The following is a 15874-nucleotide window of genomic DNA, read 5'->3' as shown; positions in this document are numbered from 1 at the left end:
TTCATCCCTCATCTCTCATAATTCATCCTTTTATTAATTGCCTCGCTCGGTTAGGCGGCCATCTTGGCGTGATTTGCGCTCCATGCGCAGCAAAGCCCAGCGTGCCACAAGGCCAAAGCCCAAGGCTAGGCCAGCCAAAATCGCGGCTTCTGTGCCAACACTCAAAAATTGAAATTGCTGCATCATTTCAGGGAACAGCAATTGGCGCATTGCATCAAGACCCAAGGTCAACGGCACAACCGAAGCTCCAGTTGCGACGACCGTGCCCAGCGCTTTGACGGGAAAGTGAAAGCCGGAAACAAAGAAAACTGGCTCTTGCAAGGCGGCAGTCATTTGCCAAGCGCCGCGCCCATAAACCAAGAAAATAGAGCTGAGCAGCATGCCCAAACCATACAAGGCAATCAGCGACAAGAAGAAAATGCCGACCAAGGCAAACCAATTGGTGGCTTGATAGCGAATGCCAAAGATCAACGAGCCGCCAATCAAAATAATTGCGGCGCGAATCGTTGTTGCAAACAAGCCACCCAAGGCCATGCCCGTTAAAATTGCCATGCGCGAGGTTGGGGCCAGCATATACAGTTGCAAATTGCCCTGCTCTTTATCCCAATACAACTGCATGGCCATCGACCAAAGCACATTCAGCCAAAAGGCAGTCATGGCTCCGCCGACCAATACCAAGCCCTTGTAGGATGCAGGCGCACCAATCGCCTCGTAAACCAACACATACGACATGGTGGCCATAAACGGCAAAAAGATATCGAAAAACAACCAACTTAGTTCGCGTTGCGTGCCGATGATCCGTGGATAAGCTCGCCCAATGACTGAGCGCCAAAAGATTGTAAAAGCGCTTGGCCCTTTGCCACGGCGTGGGTTTGGTTGACGTTCAACCGCTGTATGTTTATCGAGAATCACGCTCATGCACTGGCCTCACTTTCTGATAATGAGTGGCCAACGAGGTTGACAAACACATCTTCAAGGGTTGGTTGGCGTTTTTCGAGCGATAACAAACCGGCATTATGCGCGGCCAGTTGGCTCAACACTTGGGGCAAAATCGCATCATCACGCAGAATCAGGCTTAATTCATCGCGTTGATCGCCGCTGCGTTGGCTGATGCTTTGCACGCCCGCAATTTGCTCAACTGCTTGCAAAAAGGCCGGATTTACGGGTGTGGTGAATAAGCGAAACACCACATCTTCTTGAAGCGAATGTTTGAGGCTGGTTGGTGTATCGCACGAGAGAATCGTGCCGCCGCTGATAATTGCTACCCGATCACATAATTCGTCGGCTTCTTGCATATAGTGGGTGGTTAGCACCACGGTTTTGCCTGGATTAGTATCGAGCCAATGGCGGGTGTAGTTGCGCAGCGTGCGAGCCGCCTCAACATCCAACCCAAGCGTTGGCTCATCAAGAAACAACACATCAGGATCGGTCAATAAACCACGAATATAGTTCATTTTTTGGCGCAAGCCTGTCGAAAGAAAACTCACGCGAGTTTTAGCCCGATCAGCCAAGCCCATGACTTCGAGTAATTCGTCAATGCGCTTATTGGCGAGTTTGCTATCCATGCCATGAAACTGGGTAAACATCCACAAATTTTCGCGCACGGTCAACAACCCATAGCCCGACGATTCGCCGCCCGAAACCATATTGATATGGCGGCGGACTGCATCGGCTTCATGCAGCACATCGAAGCCCCAAACTTCGGCAGTGCCGCCAGTTGGCAATAATAGGGTGGTTAAAATTTTGATTGTGGTGGTTTTGCCAGCGCCGTTTGGCCCGAGAAAACCAAATAATTCGCCTGGCCGCACTGCTAAATCAACCCCATCAAGCGCCTTCAAGACCCGTTCTTTGGTTTTATAGGTTCGTTGCAAATTGACGGTTCGAATGGCATATTCAGGCTGCATAGTTCCTCGCACAGAAAGTAAACACCGCCTCGCGGCAGTGTAATGAGTATTCGTTATCAACAATTGATCATCTGGTGATTAGCATAGCTCAACTGTGCGCTAGCAACATGGGTCTAGAGAACGATTGATCGCTTGAAATAATTAATTGACCGCGACTGTTTCAGCCTAAGTCTCCCCAATTTTACAATTTGGCATTATAATCAGGCTGTTGGCCAATACAGAAGTAGGGCTGAATTGGTCTTGTCGTTTTCACTTTTGCAGGAGGTCAAAGATGCCCTTCTATCACAAACTTGGCAACATTCCACACAAGCGCCATACTCAATTTCGCAAGCCCGACGGTTCGCTGTATTCGGAACAGTTGATGGGTACAAAGGGATTTAGTGGGGTCGAGGCTCTGCTCTATCACCATTATCCACCAACTGCAATTCTCAAAGTCGAAGATCTCGGTTCAACCGCGATCACGCTTGAGGAAGATGGGGCATTACGCCATCGTCACCTCAAAACCTTTGCCCACAAGCCTGGTGGCGACCCCATCGGCGGGCGACGGATGTTGTTGGTCAACAATGATGTGCGCATGGGGATTGTGCACCCAACCGAGCCACAAAACTATTTCTATCGCAATGGCGAAGGCGATGAAATGTTGTTCATCCACGAGGGTGAGGGCGTGCTCGAAACGATTTTTGGTAATATTCCCTATCGCCGTGGCGATTACTTGGTGATTCCAATTGGTACAACCTATCGGGTGAACACCAATGGCACGCCAACCAAGATGCTGGTACTCGAAACGATGGGCGAAATTACCACGCCCAATCGCTATCGCAACGAACATGGCCAATTGCTGGAGCATGCACCGTTTTGCGAACGTGATATTCGTGTGCCGCTGGAACTTACGCCGCACGACGAGAAAGGCGAATTTGCCGTGCATGTGCGGGCACATGGCCGCATGACCAAGCATGTGCTCGATCACCATCCTTTTGATGTAGTTGGCTGGGATGGCTATCTCTATCCATTTGCCTTTAATATTGAAGATTTCGAGCCAATTACTGGGCGCGTGCACCAACCACCACCAGTCCACCAAACCTTCAGTGGGCCAAATTTTGTGGTATGCTCGTTTGTGCCACGCCTGTTCGATTATCATCCTGAGGCAATTCCAGCACCGTACAATCACTCCAACGTTGAGAGCGATGAAGTGCTGTATTATGTCGAAGGTAACTTTATGTCGCGGCGTGGGGTGGATCTTGGTTCGATCACCTTGCACCCATCGGGCATGCCGCATGGGCCGCATCCAGGTACGGTTGAGGGGTCAATTGGCAAGGCTGCGACCGAAGAATTGGCCGTGATGGTCGATACCTTCAAGCCGCTGTATCTCACCAAAGAAGCCTTAAACCTCGAAGAGCCAAATTACACCTATTCATGGGTCAACCACTAAAATAGGCAACGGCCAAGGATCTTGTTCCTTGGCCGTTTATTGATCATCCTCAGCATTTAAATGTCGTTGACATATAAATCCTTTCACTCCCATGCTATACTTTACGCCAATCCCACACATAAACCTGTAAAACTATAAGCCATGTAACCTTTGACAAGCAACCTGCATCTCTAAACTACGGAAGCGCAACCTTGCGATGAGAGTGTCCAACGACCTTAGTTTAGTGATTATGGAGTCTTGTTCATGGAATTACCCTTGATGGTCAATGTTCAACAAGTTAAGCAACAACTGCAAGCGGGGAATGATTTGGTGTTGCTTGATGTACGAACTGCTGCTGAATTTGAAAGTGTGCATATCGATGGAAGCTTGAATGTTGCTCTTGATCAAATCGAACAGCAACGCCAGCAACTGAGCGAAAGTCTCAAACATCCTGTGGTTTTAGTCTGTCGCAGTGGCAATCGGGCACGTCAAGCAGCGGCCTTATTACAGCATGTTAATTTGCCGAATTTACATATTCTAGAGGGCGGGATTCAAGCGTGGCAGGCTGCTAACGAGCCAGTGAAGCAAGGCCGCCAACGCTGGGCTTTGGATCGCCAAGTACGTGGCTTAGCAGGCAGTATTGTGCTGTTTAGCATGATTGGGAGCTTGTTTTGGTCGCCGCTGCGTTGGGTTGCCGCATTTATGGGTGCTGGCTTGACCTATTCGGCGCTGACTGACAGTTGTGCTATGGGTATGCTGCTTAGCAAGTTGCCCTACAATCGCCAAACCACCTGCCAGCCTAGCTTTACCCCCATGCAAAACGAGGTCAAAGCCTAGTTTAGGGATCAGGGGCTAGGGATTAGGATTCAGTCTTGAGGTTGGCTGAAGGCTGTAGGCTATCGGCCATTCGTTGGTATTTCAATGAAATATAGCCAAGATCCTGCTCTTCGTGTTCCTTCGTGCTCTTCGTGGATCAAACAAGCCCTCAGCGACTGGCTCACCATCCAATCACTGAGGGCTTTGTTATAGGTTAATTAGCCTTGTTTGGCGGCAAAATGGGCCATAAAGCTGGCGAGGGCTTCAACCCCTTCGATGCTCATGGCATTGTAGATCGAGGCCCGCACCCCGCCAACCGAGCGATGGCCCGGCAAGCCGATCATCCCTTGGGCTTTAGCCTCGGCTAAGAACTGCTTTTCAAGCTCTTGGTTAGGTAGATTGAAGGTCACATTCATTTGTGAGCGGCTATCAGCAACGGCATGGCCGCGATAGAAACCACCCGAATTATCGATCGCGTTATAAACAACATTGGCTTTACGGGTGTTGTATGCTGCCATGCCCGCCAAACCGCCTTGCTCTTGAATCCAAGCTAGAACGAGGTTAAGCATATAGACCCCAAAAGTTGGTGGGGTGTTATAGAGTGAATTATTTTTGGCGTGGGTGCTATAGCGCAACATCGTAGGCACGTTCTTTGCGCCTTTATCCAGCCAATCTTCGCGAATCAGCACCACCGTTACCCCTGAAGGCCCAAGATTTTTTTGTGCTCCAGCATAGACCAAGCCAAACTTACTGGCATCGAAAGGCCGCGAGAAAATATCGCTGCTCATATCGGCCACAATCGGCACGCCGTTGGTTTCTGGGGTGCTCTGCCATTGCGTGCCATAAATCGTGTTGTTGGTGGTTAAGTGCACATAAACTGGATTTTCGCTGAATTGCAGTTCAGCTTGGCTGGGGATACGGTTGTGATTTTCGGCTTCGGTGGTAGCTGCAATATGCACCTTGCCGATTTTTTGGGCTTCATCACGCGCTTTTTCGGCCCATGTGCCCGTGATGATGTAATCAGCAACCTGATCGGCTCCCAAGAAATTCATGGGAATCATGGCAAATTGAGTGCTGGCTCCGCCTTGTAGCAACAAGACCCGATAGCCGCTTTCGATGCCAAGTAAAGCCTTAAACCTCGCTTCGACTTCGTTATTAACCGCTTCGAATTCTTTGGCGCGATGGCTGGTTTCCATCACCGAAATACCAGTGCCCGCAAAATCGCGAAGTTCTTCTTGGGCTTGGCTCAAAACACTGGGTGGCAAAATCGCAGGACCGGCATTGAAATTGTAGACCGTCATTTGTACACTCCTCGGCGCAAACAAAAAAAGCCCCTATCCAAACGTATTCAACGTTGAACACGAGGTGGTCGTTTAGCTCAGGCAGCATTGCCAGCAGTTTGTGATACAAGGCACATTGTAGGGAATGCTGGCATAAAAGTCAAAGCTTGATTAATTGGCAAATTAGCCCAAATAGCGATCACAAAGTAGGATTACCACAAGCATGCTGCTGCTATATAATGAATACAGAGAGAGGCTTGATTTATCGACCATAGGAAACGCAGCATGACAAGTTTACGCCAAACCTTGCACCAAACCGCGATCAATATCAAGGTAGAACACACGGTTTTTGCCCTACCCTTCGCTTATTTGGGTCTGTTTTTAGCCAATAAACAGTTCCCTGGTTGGCAACCACTGATTTTGGTAACTTTAGCGATGGTGGCGGCACGCACCGCCGCAATGTCCTTTAATCGCTATCTCGATCGCCATTTTGATGCCCGTAATCCGCGCACGAGCATTCGGCCAATTCCGGCTGGGACACTTTCGGCTACATCAGTCTTAGTTGTTGGGTTGGTTTCGTTGGCGGTGTTGGTGATTTCGGCTGGCTTGTTAAATCCATTGTGTTTGCTGCTTTCGCCGATTGCGTTAATTGCGCTGACAGGTTATTCCTACATGAAGCGCTTTACGTGGTTGTGCCACTTTGGTTTAGGTTTTACTGATGCCATTGCACCTGCTGGCGGTTGGCTGGCAGTTGATCCCAATTTTCGGCTTTCGATGATTTTGTTAGCGGCAGCAGTGGGTATTTGGATTGCTGGCTTCGATTTAATCTACGCCTGCCAAGATGTTGACTTTGATCGCAAGGAAGGTTTACACTCGTTGCCTGCGCGTTTTAGCATTGCCACCTCACTGCGTGTCGCCAAAATTTGCCATATTGCCATGATTGGTTTGCTCTTGGCGGTGGGAGTTTCATTAAGCCTAAGTTGGCCGTTTTACGTTGGGGTTGCGGCGGCAGCAGGCTTGTTGGTCTATGAGCATAGCTTAATCAACCCCCGCGACCTTTCTAAAATTGATATTGCCTTTTTCAATGTGAATAGCTATATTGCTGGCGTGCTCTTTCTGTTTACGCTCACCAGTTTGTATGTTGGCAACTAGGCTTGAATTGGCTAGGGCGATAATCGTACCTAGCCAACCTCTAGGCTTGAATTGTATAATTGGGCTGTTCTCGGTGTTTTGTGCGAAGGAGATCAATCAATGACTGATGCCAATCAACCGCTGCACGACGAACCCTTACCCGAATTTGATTTGCCTGACCCCAAAGATGCGATGCCGCATGAAGATACGCTCAGCGAGGAAGGCACGCGCGGGGTCGTGCCTGTTGACCAGTTTTTATATGTCGGTCAGGGTCTGAAAGCCGATGAATTTACCCATTACGTTGATACTTATGACTTTGGAGCTGTGCCGCCTAACTTTGTGGTATTGCACCATACCGCTGTACCAAGCACCACCGCCGCACCCTACCCATCAGGCTGGCGCTGGGATAACCAAGAAGCTGGTTTGAGTGAAGGCCAAATTTACCGCAAACGCCTCAAACAGCTCGAAACCCTGCGCGAATACTATCGCACCAGCGCTGGCTGGGATCGTGGCCCACACTTATTTATCGATGAAACATGGATTTGGTTGTTCACTCCAATGTATGATCAAGGGATTCACGCCGCGCAAGGTAATGGCTATCGCGATAGTAAAGGCACATTGCAATATTCAATCGGCATCGAAGTTTGTGGTTACTTTGAAAAAACGCAGTGGTCGGCTCCAGTTGCCGCCTTGGTTGGCCATGCGGTGGCAGTGCTCAAACGCAAATTAAACAGTTTTGAGATTCGCTATCAGAAATTTGGTGGTGGCATTTCATCGCACCGCGATTACAATAAACCTTCATGTCCAGGCGCAGCAATCACCGAATCGTATTACATCAGCACGATTCAAAATGCCTTTGATCGTTTAAGCAATGTTCAAAGCACCCCAATTGCTGATAGCCCAATCACTACTAATACATCGTTGTTGAGCGCAACGCCCTCAGGCAGCCGCGAAAAGGCGATCGCTTTTATTCGCAAAAGCCTACCCGATAATTCCGAATATAAGAACGATGTCGAGACGATTATGGGATATTACTGGGTCTATGCTCCTAGTGTCGGGCTTGATCCCTTTTTGGCTGCATCACAATGTATTTTTGAAACCGCTGGCTTGACCTCGGGCTGGGCTGCACGGCCAAAACGCAATCCGGCTGGTTTGGGCGTGCGCCAAGAGGGTGGCCTTTCGTTCAGCACTTGGGATGGAGCAGTTCAAGCGCATATTGGCCAATTATTGGCCTTAGCTCTACGTGATGATGAGGCTAATCAAGCCCAAAAAACCATGATGGCCGCCAATCCACGCCATAGCAAAATTCCGGCTAATTTGCGTGGAGTTGCCAAAACGTTGGCTGGCTTGAGCAATAATTGGACTGATGATGCCGATTATGCCAACAAGTTTGCTACTCGTGCCGAAGCCATTCGCAAAGGGTAACATTGAGAAGTCAGCGATGGAGAAGGTTTAAAGTGGGCTATTGGCTATTGAGCTTTCCAACGAATTTTCGATAGCCAATAGTCTTTCGTCTATAGCCTGATTATGCTCTGCGTCTCTGCGTTAAAAGCCCCGACCCCTGATAACTGGCCCCTGACCTCTACCCTAGATTCTTTGCTCAAGCTTCGCTGTTTGCGGCTATAATAAGCGTTGAACGACAAACTGTAGGGATTGCATGTGAAAGTCTTGTATATCGCCAGCGGCATTCGCGTGCCTGGTGCATTTGGTGGCGCAATTCATACAACCGAAGTTGCCCAAGGCTTGGCCCAACTTGGGGTTGAAATGCATGTCGTGACGCGGCCAGCTCAAGGCCAGCGCCGCAAACCATGGCAACTGCCGAAGCGACAAATCGGGGCCATTACGTGGTACGAGGCCGATCTACCCAAGCCCTTGAGTTTACTCGGCTACTCAGCAATTGCGCGGCTTGTACGTGAATTGCGGCCCGATGCAGTGATGGAGCGCTACTACAATTTTGCGGGGGCTGGCATTTTGGCAGCGGCTCGCCAAGGGATTCCAACGCTTTTGGAAGTCAATGCCTTGATTGTTGACCCACCCCAAGTGCGTAAGCGCCAACTTGATGATGGGCTGGCTTGGCTTTTGCCAGGCAAGCATGGCCCGATGCGGCGCTGGGCTGCTTGGCAATGTCGCCATAGCACCAAGATTGTGACTCCATTGCATACAACCGTGCCGCCAGAAATTGAACGCAGCCGGATTGTCGAGTTGCCTTGGGGCGCAAATGTTCAGGCATTTAGCCCGCAGACCCAAGCGCCAGCCCAACCAGTGTTTGTCTTTCTTGGCTCGTTTCGCCATTGGCATGGGGTGACCGATTTTATTCGCGCAGCGATTCGGTTGATTGAACAAGGTAGTCCAGCGCGATTTTTATTAATTGGCAGTGGGCCAGAACAAGCCGAAGCCCAACGTTTGGCCGCAGCGTATGCCGAGCGTTTTGAATGGGCGGGAGCCGTAGCTCATGAAGAAGTGCCAGGGTTATTAGCCCGTGCCAGCGTTGGAGTTGCGCCGTTCAATCCAGCGCGGCATCCAGCTTTGCAAGCGGCAGGCTTCTTTTGGTCACCGCTGAAAATTTACGAATATATGGCGGCTGGTCTACCAGTAGTGACGGCCAATATTCCGCCGCTGGATACAATTATTCGGCCTCAGCGAGAAGGCGGATTGTTTGAGGCTGGCAATATCAACGACCTTGCTCGCGTCATGCAAGCAGTTGCCAACGACCCGCAACGCCAACAATGGGGCTTGAATGCCCGCCAACGGGTGGTTGAACATTATTCATGGGAGCAACATTGCCAAGCTTTGCAGCAATTATTGCAAACCATGATTAAGGAGCGGCCATGAAACCGCTGCACGTGCTGTTGCCAACCGATGTTTTTCCACCGCGCACTGGTGGCGCAGGCTGGAGTAGTCATGCCTTGGCGCTGGCTTTGCTCGAACGCGGCCATCAGGTGACAGCATTGGTTCCCAAAGCTGGTATGCGTGGGCTGCATCGGCGGGTTGAGGCCGGTGTTCCGGTGGTTGAGGTTGGCTATCAGCCTGCCCGCTTGCCGTTTGTCGCCAATTGGTCGCGCTTTGAGTTGTTCTGGCCCCAATTTGCCCAAGCAATTGTCCAGACGATCGGCAAACAGCGTGATAAGGTAATCATCCATGGACAGCATGTCCAAGGAATTGGCGCGGCAGTTTTGGCTGGGCAACAGCTTAACATTCCAGTTGTGGCAACCGTGCGTGATCATTGGCCAAACCATTATTTTGGCACAAATTTGCATGGCGATCAGCTCCCGCTTGAGGATTTTGGTTGGGCGGCGGCGGCTACTGATTTAGTTGCACGGCGCAAACCATGGCTAGGAGTGCTTTCGCTCTTGGCTTTGCCCTACGTCCAAGCGCATATGCAACGGCGACGACAATTGTTGCAAGCCTGTGATGCTGTTATTTCATTGAGCAATTACATCACGCAGCGGCTTAGCACAGTGGTTGCAGCCGAAAAATTATGGCCAATTCCTAATCTGGTCAATCTAGCGGCGATTAGCAAAGTGCTAGCAACGCCCACTAAAACGACCATTAATCAACCATATATCTTGTTTACTGGCAAATTAGCCCGCAACAAAGGAGCCTATTTGCTACCCGAAATCATGGCTAGTTTTCGGGCGGCTGGTGGGCTTGCAACCCTTGTCATTGCTGGCGGCAAAAATCCAGAGCTTGTCGCGGAAATTCAAGCCCAAGGGGTTGAGGTTTTAGCATTGGATTGGGTTGAGCATGACGAGGTTTTGCGTTTGATGGCGGGGGCCAAGCTCTTGCTCTTTCCATCAACATGGGGCGAACCACTGAGTCGGGTTTTGCTCGAGGCTTGTGCTGTGGGTATGCCAATTGTGGCAATGGCTACAGGCGGCACCCCCGATTTAATTCAGCATGGCCAGAATGGTTATTTGGCCCGCTCAGCGAAGCAATTGGGAGTTTTGGCGGCAGCATTGCTGCATAATCCACAACGAGCTGAACAATTGGGCCGAGCTGCTTATCAAACGGCCCAAACCCGTTTAGCGACGACGATTGTGGCTGAGCAAGTTGAGCAACTCTATTGGGCACTACTTACTCAACAACCACAGCGTGCGCTGACTGGGTATGATTAAGTTACTGTGTAGGAGAAAAGGCGTATGTGTCGATTGGTTTCTTGGTTGCTGCTGTCAGCCATTCTTGTAGGATGCAGTACAGCCCCAGCAACAGTTAATATCACCGTTACACCGAATTTACGTCAACAAACTGCAACGGCTTTTGCTTTAGTAAACCAAGCGCTGCAACGCCCAACCGCCACAGCTACTGCAACTGCTGAGCCAGGTGCACCAACGCCAACTGGCGCAAGTAATGTGCAGGCTAGCCCAACCCTTAATCTTGGACCGATTACGGTTACGCCGTTGCCAAGCCCAACGCCCTTGGAAAGCCCAACGCCAACCGAGACTCCGTTGCCAACCGAAACGCCAACCCCTGAGCCAACTGCAACTCCTGCTCCACCCAGCGCGAGTAGTGGCTTGATTTTCTTTGAGCGAGCAGGCGCATTGTGGAGCTATGATGTTAAAGCTAAAAGCGAGCAACTGATTGCTGAGCAGGGCGAGTTGGCCCGCGTTTCACCAAATGGCACTAAGATTGCCTATTTGGATAATCGCACGCTGTTTGTGGCTGATCGCGATGGTGAAAATCGCCAAGCCTTGACCCAAAATGTCAATGAAGCGCCACGTTGGGCACCTGATAGCACAGCCTTGGCGGTGGTCAGCGGCAGTCCTGATAATCGCTATCCTTTGGCTTGTGCCAACGATAGCCAATTGATTGTGGTTGATTTGAATAGCGATACCAGCACGACGATTGCCCAAGGCTGCCAGCCAGCATGGTCGCCTGATGGCAAACGCTTAGCCTATGTTTCACCAACAATTGGCGATATCAACGAAGGCTTTAACACGGTTGGTTTGGTTGGTCGCCAAGGGCAAAATGGCTGGACTCCGGTGAGTGCTCCGGTACAAAATGCCGCCTTCCCTGATCCACGGCGTATTTTCTATGCACCGTTCTGGAACCGTGATGGTAGCGCCTTGTATAGCTTTGGTTTTATTGGCTACCGAATCTTGATTGATTTCAGCACGATTGAACAGATCGATCCAATTAATGGTGGAACTAAGCCAATTGGTTTAGCTTTGGATGTGCAAAGTGCCAGCGTGCGGCCAAGTTTGCGTGGTGATGGAGCCGCATTTATCTCGCTGGGAGCCAAAGGTAGCCCAATGTTGAATCTTGTGCACACAGGCAATCAACCTCAAATTATTAATTATATTGATATTCCAATTGAAGTTTCAGCGCTGGTTGATCCTGGAACAGAGTATGTTTCGCAGGCTACGTGGGCACCTGCAGGCGAGATTTTAGCACTCGTGGTTTGCGCCAACGATGGGTTCGCTTGTACGCCTGGTGGGAGTGGCACGATTCAACTCTACGACCCCAAAACCAAACTGAGCACTCCCTTGATTCAAAATGTCGATGCTGAAGGGAGCATTGATTGGGGTCGTTAGCGATCAGGAGTTGTTAACCACAAAGGACACAAAGCGCACGAATCTTGGTTGAATGGTGCACGGCATTGGTTGGGGACTCAAATGCCGTGCCATAAGCCAGATCACTGATCATATGCTTTGGGGGTTTGGCGTTCATCGGGTTAATTCGAGCTAAGCTAGTATTTCGGGTTGTTCATAGATATTGGGCGGAATATAGACCCGAAAATCTTGGAAGGTACAAACAACTGGAACCATCGATTGGCTAATAATGCCAACATCAAGCCGACTATGAGGAATACGCTCAATTTCGGCTGAGCCAATCCAAACATTATTGACAAAAAAACGATGCTGATTATGAATCACCAACATGCCTAATTGGTTGATCTCGCCTGGACGAATTGTTGCAACATGTTTTCGATCAAGATGGATTTGGAAGCTGTCGCCACCATTGCGCGTGCTGATCACCGATGCCAATTGGGGCTGGTCGCGGATTCGGAAAATTGCATGGCTAGCATCGCTCATTTCCTCAAAAATGAGCGCAAAGCCATCATTTTCACTTCCGCCCGAGCAGCGTTTCGCGTAAACACTGAGATAATAAATCGGTGGTGCAAAACAATGGGAATCGCCACCGATAAAAACATCATTATGAAAGCGGTTGTGTAAGGTAAGTTGATAAGCTCCATCGGTGATCGTTCGTTCAACTCGACATACCCCATCATCTTTATAGCCTAACCCCCAATGTTGATTATTGCCCACAAATAGATCATAAAAATAAAGTTGCCATGTGGCTTGTACCGTCGCTAACGAAATATCGTCGGTGCTGGCACTGTGGCGACTTGAGAGCAATTCTTCGCGATAGCGCACAATTGTGTATTTCTGCAGTACATCATGCGGCGTGCCGTAGGTATTCCAAGCATTCTTGACCGAACAAAGCAATAAATCTGCCTCTAAAGCGGTTAGCCCAAGTGCTTGCGCGAGCCGCAAGACTTGATCTTTAAAGCGCGGTGTGTATTTGCCGTTAAACCAGTTGCTTAAGGTTGGCACTGCTACACCAACTTTTTGGGCTAGCAGATTCTGGTTTATCTGTTCCTCACGGCTTCGCTCAAAGAACAGCCGAAGCAATTCAGCGAAGGTATAGGCTTGATAGCGATGATCCATGGTTCCCCCAACAAATCCATAGGATTGCATCCAAAAAACCATCCAGATTGTGATTAAAGCTCAAAGTTATAGCTGAGTGCTAAAAAAATATAACTCGTACAACCCCGCTACTGTTACAGTCATTCCAACAAGTTCTTGTGCTGCGCAGCATCTGGCTTTAGACCATTCAGAAGGCTCAATTGATATAAGGAGACCTCGCGTATGCATAAGCTGAGCGCCCGTGAATACGATGTTTTGGCATTAGTTGATCAGGGCTGGAGTGATGCTGAGATTGCTGAGCGCCTATCAATTTCGATCTGGACAGTTCGCACCCATCTGCGTAGTAGTGCTAGCAAGCTAGGGGTGAAATCGCGCCAACAAGCGGCGCATGCGGCCCGCAGATTATCAACATTCCAACAAACAACAACAGCCAAAAATCGCTAAAATTAGCGATGTGGCTACCGCGATCATTGCTTATCATAGCAATATCCCAAGACCGAGCGATGTAGTAGCCATTTCAAATATTTTGATTGGAATAGGCTAGATATGGAGTAGTTATGCCAACGCCACTATCCCAACTTACTGCCAGCGAACATCGGATTATGCAAATCCTGATTCAAGGCAAAACCAATAAAGTGATTGCCCACATGCTGCACATGACGGAAGGCTCGATCGAAACCAGTCTGCATCGGATCTATAGCAAACTCAATGTTGATAATCGGGTTAGTGCTACTCTTGCCTATCTAGCAATTGAACCCAATAACCATGCTAGGGATTCCTAGCATGGATCAGCTAAAGCTAGGAGATCCTAGCAGCGCAATTATAGCGCAATCACTATACTCTGCTCAATCCACAAACATGTTAAATGAGGTAAAAGGAGGCCGCCGATGAAGCATAACCGAGTAAGCCCCCGTTATCGATGGTTGCGCCTTAGCCAGTGTTTAATGACTTGCTTGATCGTGTTGCAAAGCCTTTTTTGGGGCAGCCATATGGCTCGGGCCACCGAGCCAATCGCTATCACGACAAGCATTGATACCACCCAACCCGAATCGACCGTTCATAGTCTTCCAATATTTTTTATTGCTGAAAATGGCAAAACGACCATTGGTTTACGAATTTGTGCCGATTCGCCGAATTTTCAATTTCGCTCAGAAAGTGTCAACAATTGGCGCAGCGAATTATTCCATCGGGCTGGAAGCAGTGGTGGTTGTACGCCAAATGCCAGCGGTTGGTGGCGGGTTGTTATCAATGCTCAAGCCAATACTGGAGAAGTTTTTAGAATTTATGCAACTGCTAATGATGGGATTCTCAGCGAAGAAGCATTTATGCAACGAGCCGCTCGTACCGATTGTCGGATTACCGGAATTGGGGTTGGCAGTTGTAGCCCTGCCCAACCAGCCGCAGTTTCAGTCCCTGTCGGTGATATTAACGAGCCACTTGAAAATCAGGTTGTTTTTGGCCAAATCAATCTTCGTGGGTGGGCAGGTGATCTTGGATCGATTAACGGAACTTCAGGCGTTGATGCAATCGAAGTTCGCCTAAACAATAGCTTAATCAATGCGGTTTCAACGGGACAGCCACGCCAAGATGTGCAAGATGCTTATGGCGATATGCGTTTTCGCAACACAGGCTTTCTGGCAAGCATCAATATTCGTGCCCTTCCGGTTGGTGCTGCAACCCTGCACATTCGCTACCACAGCACAATCAGTAATTCATGGCACAATATTCAACGCCGAATCTATATTTCATTGGCTGCACCAAGTCCCCCACCAACCCCGCCACCGCCGCCACCTCCAAGCCCAAACCCACCATGGAATGTGCCCTTTTTCTGGCAAGCCGATCCAGCTTGGAAGAATAATCGGATTGGAGCATGTAACAATACCATTGGTAATGTAGGCTGTGCATTAACTTCGGTTGCCATGGTCTTTCAGTTTTATGGTGCAGATAAAAATCCAGGCACCCTCAATAGTTGCCTTGGCGATCATGCCTGTGGTATGAATTGGGGCAGCTTTAAAATTCTGCCTTGTAGCAATAATAAAGTACGCTTTGTCCAACGAATCAATAGCTTTAGTTATGCTCGTTTGGAACAAGAGCTGCGTCAAGGGCCAGTCATCGTAGAATTAAGCAACGCTAATTCAACGCACTTCATCGTGGTACTTGGAGGAAGCGGGACGAATCCAGCTAATTATATGGTGAATGATCCTGGAATCAAAAATGGTGTACGCACCACTCTTAGTCGCACATTAGCATGGTTTCGTGGCTCACCAAGTGGTATGCGAATTTATCGACGCAATGGTTCGCTGAATGCAGAACCTGTAATTGAGCCAGCTGCCCCAGCTCCAGCAACAATTCAAGCTAGCCAAACTGAGGTTATCACTGGCAGCATCACATTATTCAGCAATACCGAAACTGAAATGTTTTTGGAGCTAGCTGCTAGTAGCAATGCAGGCTCAATCGCTGAAATGCAACTTTGGACGAACCAACAAGCAAGCGATGTCTGGCAACCTTTTAGTCAGTATGTGAGTATGCCAATCGCTGATACCTACTATGCACGCTTCCGCGATAGCAGCAACAATGTTTCAGGTATTATCCAAGTCAGTTTGCCATCGGCTCCCGATACGATTGATGAAAAACTGGTCTATTTGCCATTGGTAATTCACCAACAATAGCGGGAAATTGGCTATTGGC

The 15874-nt window shown here is 49.3% G+C and carries 14 protein-coding genes; 10 read left to right on the top strand and 4 right to left on the bottom strand.

Annotated features, from left to right (window positions below; translation table 11 throughout):
- Positions 1–33: 33 nt before the first annotated feature.
- Together LCH85_05665 and LCH85_05660 are read right to left on the bottom strand one after the other, a co-directional pair.
- Positions 34–918 (bottom strand): ABC transporter permease, encoded by an 885-nt coding sequence (locus tag LCH85_05665; protein ID MCA0351464.1) that lies wholly within the window; start codon positions 916–918, stop codon positions 34–36.
- A complete protein-coding gene (locus LCH85_05660; GenBank protein ID MCA0351463.1) occupies positions 915–1904 on the bottom strand; it encodes an ATP-binding cassette domain-containing protein in 990 nt (329 codons plus the stop codon). The genes LCH85_05665 and LCH85_05660 overlap by 4 nt, the downstream gene beginning before the upstream one ends.
- A gap of 271 nt (positions 1905–2175) precedes the next feature.
- Here LCH85_05660 and LCH85_05655 point away from each other — a divergent pair, with 271 nt between their 5' ends.
- Both LCH85_05655 and LCH85_05650 read left to right on the top strand, forming a co-directional pair.
- A complete protein-coding gene (locus LCH85_05655; GenBank protein MCA0351462.1) occupies positions 2176–3333 on the top strand; it encodes a homogentisate 1,2-dioxygenase in 1158 nt (385 codons plus the stop codon).
- A 243-nt stretch (positions 3334–3576) separates the two neighbouring features.
- Positions 3577–4149, top strand: a complete 573-nt coding sequence (locus LCH85_05650) for a rhodanese-like domain-containing protein (GenBank protein MCA0351461.1) — start codon at positions 3577–3579, stop codon at positions 4147–4149.
- A gap of 197 nt (positions 4150–4346) precedes the next feature.
- On the opposite strand, the gene serC is transcribed toward LCH85_05650, so the two are convergent.
- Positions 4347–5429, bottom strand: a complete 1083-nt coding sequence (serC, locus tag LCH85_05645; protein ID MCA0351460.1) for a 3-phosphoserine/phosphohydroxythreonine transaminase — start codon at positions 5427–5429, stop codon at positions 4347–4349.
- Between the two features lie 264 nt (positions 5430–5693).
- Between serC and ubiA the strand changes: the two genes are divergently transcribed.
- The 5 genes from ubiA to LCH85_05620 all read left to right on the top strand — a co-directional run bounded on the left by ubiA (position 5694) and on the right by LCH85_05620 (position 12070).
- Entirely contained in the window at positions 5694–6560 is an 867-nt protein-coding gene (ubiA, locus tag LCH85_05640; protein MCA0351459.1) for a putative 4-hydroxybenzoate polyprenyltransferase, read from the top strand.
- 99 nt (positions 6561–6659) lie between these two features.
- Positions 6660–7964, top strand: a complete 1305-nt coding sequence (locus tag LCH85_05635) for an N-acetylmuramoyl-L-alanine amidase (protein MCA0351458.1) — start codon at positions 6660–6662, stop codon at positions 7962–7964.
- Positions 7965–8198: 234 nt separating this feature from the next.
- On the top strand, positions 8199–9371 hold the full coding sequence (locus LCH85_05630) for a glycosyltransferase family 4 protein (protein MCA0351457.1): 1173 nt from the start codon (positions 8199–8201) through the stop codon (positions 9369–9371).
- Positions 9368–10654 (top strand): glycosyltransferase family 4 protein, encoded by a 1287-nt coding sequence (locus tag LCH85_05625; GenBank protein MCA0351456.1) that lies wholly within the window; start codon positions 9368–9370, stop codon positions 10652–10654. Before LCH85_05630 ends, LCH85_05625 begins: the two co-directional genes overlap by 4 nt.
- Positions 10655–10678: 24 nt before the next feature.
- A complete protein-coding gene (locus LCH85_05620) occupies positions 10679–12070 on the top strand; it encodes a hypothetical protein (protein MCA0351455.1) in 1392 nt (463 codons plus the stop codon).
- Between the two features lie 150 nt (positions 12071–12220).
- On the opposite strand, the gene LCH85_05615 is transcribed toward LCH85_05620, so the two are convergent.
- The gene (locus tag LCH85_05615; GenBank protein MCA0351454.1) at positions 12221–13207 is read right to left on the bottom strand and encodes a helix-turn-helix transcriptional regulator; all 987 of its coding nucleotides are present in this window, start codon (positions 13205–13207) and stop codon (positions 12221–12223) included.
- Between the two features lie 201 nt (positions 13208–13408).
- Here LCH85_05615 and LCH85_05610 point away from each other — a divergent pair, with 201 nt between their 5' ends.
- The 3 genes from LCH85_05610 (at position 13409) to LCH85_05600 (ending at position 15855) form a co-directional block, all read left to right on the top strand.
- Positions 13409–13630 carry a LuxR C-terminal-related transcriptional regulator gene (locus tag LCH85_05610; GenBank protein ID MCA0351453.1) on the top strand — a complete coding sequence of 74 codons (222 nt, stop codon included), beginning with the start codon at positions 13409–13411 and terminating at the stop codon, positions 13628–13630.
- 113 nt (positions 13631–13743) lie between these two features.
- Positions 13744–13968, top strand: coding sequence for a LuxR C-terminal-related transcriptional regulator (locus tag LCH85_05605; GenBank protein MCA0351452.1), 225 nt, complete (start codon positions 13744–13746; stop codon positions 13966–13968).
- Between the two features lie 207 nt (positions 13969–14175).
- Entirely contained in the window at positions 14176–15855 is a 1680-nt protein-coding gene (locus LCH85_05600; protein MCA0351451.1) for a C39 family peptidase, read from the top strand.
- Positions 15856–15874: the final 19 nt, after the last annotated feature.

The organism is Chloroflexota bacterium, from assembly GCA_020161265.1.
Classification (GTDB): Bacteria; Chloroflexota; Chloroflexia; order Chloroflexales; family Herpetosiphonaceae; genus Herpetosiphon.
This window is presented reverse-complemented; position numbering and strand designations above follow the sequence as displayed.

Bases quoted from the DNA above. Each gene is read 5' to 3' on its own strand.
- LCH85_05665 (MCA0351464.1), bottom strand. From the start codon at position 918: ATGAGCGTGATTCTCGATAAACATACAGCGGTTGAACGTCAACCAAAC.
- LCH85_05660 (MCA0351463.1), bottom strand. From the start codon at position 1,904: ATGCAGCCTGAATATGCCATTCGAACCGTCAATTTGCAACGAACCTAT.
- LCH85_05655 (MCA0351462.1), top strand. From the start codon at position 2,176: ATGCCCTTCTATCACAAACTTGGCAACATTCCACACAAGCGCCATACT.
- LCH85_05650 (MCA0351461.1), top strand. From the start codon at position 3,577: ATGGAATTACCCTTGATGGTCAATGTTCAACAAGTTAAGCAACAACTG.
- serC (MCA0351460.1), bottom strand. From the start codon at position 5,429: ATGACGGTCTACAATTTCAATGCCGGTCCTGCGATTTTGCCACCCAGT.
- ubiA (MCA0351459.1), top strand. From the start codon at position 5,694: ATGACAAGTTTACGCCAAACCTTGCACCAAACCGCGATCAATATCAAG.
- LCH85_05635 (MCA0351458.1), top strand. From the start codon at position 6,660: ATGACTGATGCCAATCAACCGCTGCACGACGAACCCTTACCCGAATTT.
- LCH85_05625 (MCA0351456.1), top strand. From the start codon at position 9,368: ATGAAACCGCTGCACGTGCTGTTGCCAACCGATGTTTTTCCACCGCGC.
- LCH85_05620 (MCA0351455.1), top strand. From the start codon at position 10,679: ATGTGTCGATTGGTTTCTTGGTTGCTGCTGTCAGCCATTCTTGTAGGA.
- LCH85_05615 (MCA0351454.1), bottom strand. From the start codon at position 13,207: ATGGATCATCGCTATCAAGCCTATACCTTCGCTGAATTGCTTCGGCTG.
- LCH85_05610 (MCA0351453.1), top strand. From the start codon at position 13,409: ATGCATAAGCTGAGCGCCCGTGAATACGATGTTTTGGCATTAGTTGAT.
- LCH85_05605 (MCA0351452.1), top strand. From the start codon at position 13,744: ATGCCAACGCCACTATCCCAACTTACTGCCAGCGAACATCGGATTATG.
- LCH85_05600 (MCA0351451.1), top strand. From the start codon at position 14,176: ATGGCTCGGGCCACCGAGCCAATCGCTATCACGACAAGCATTGATACC.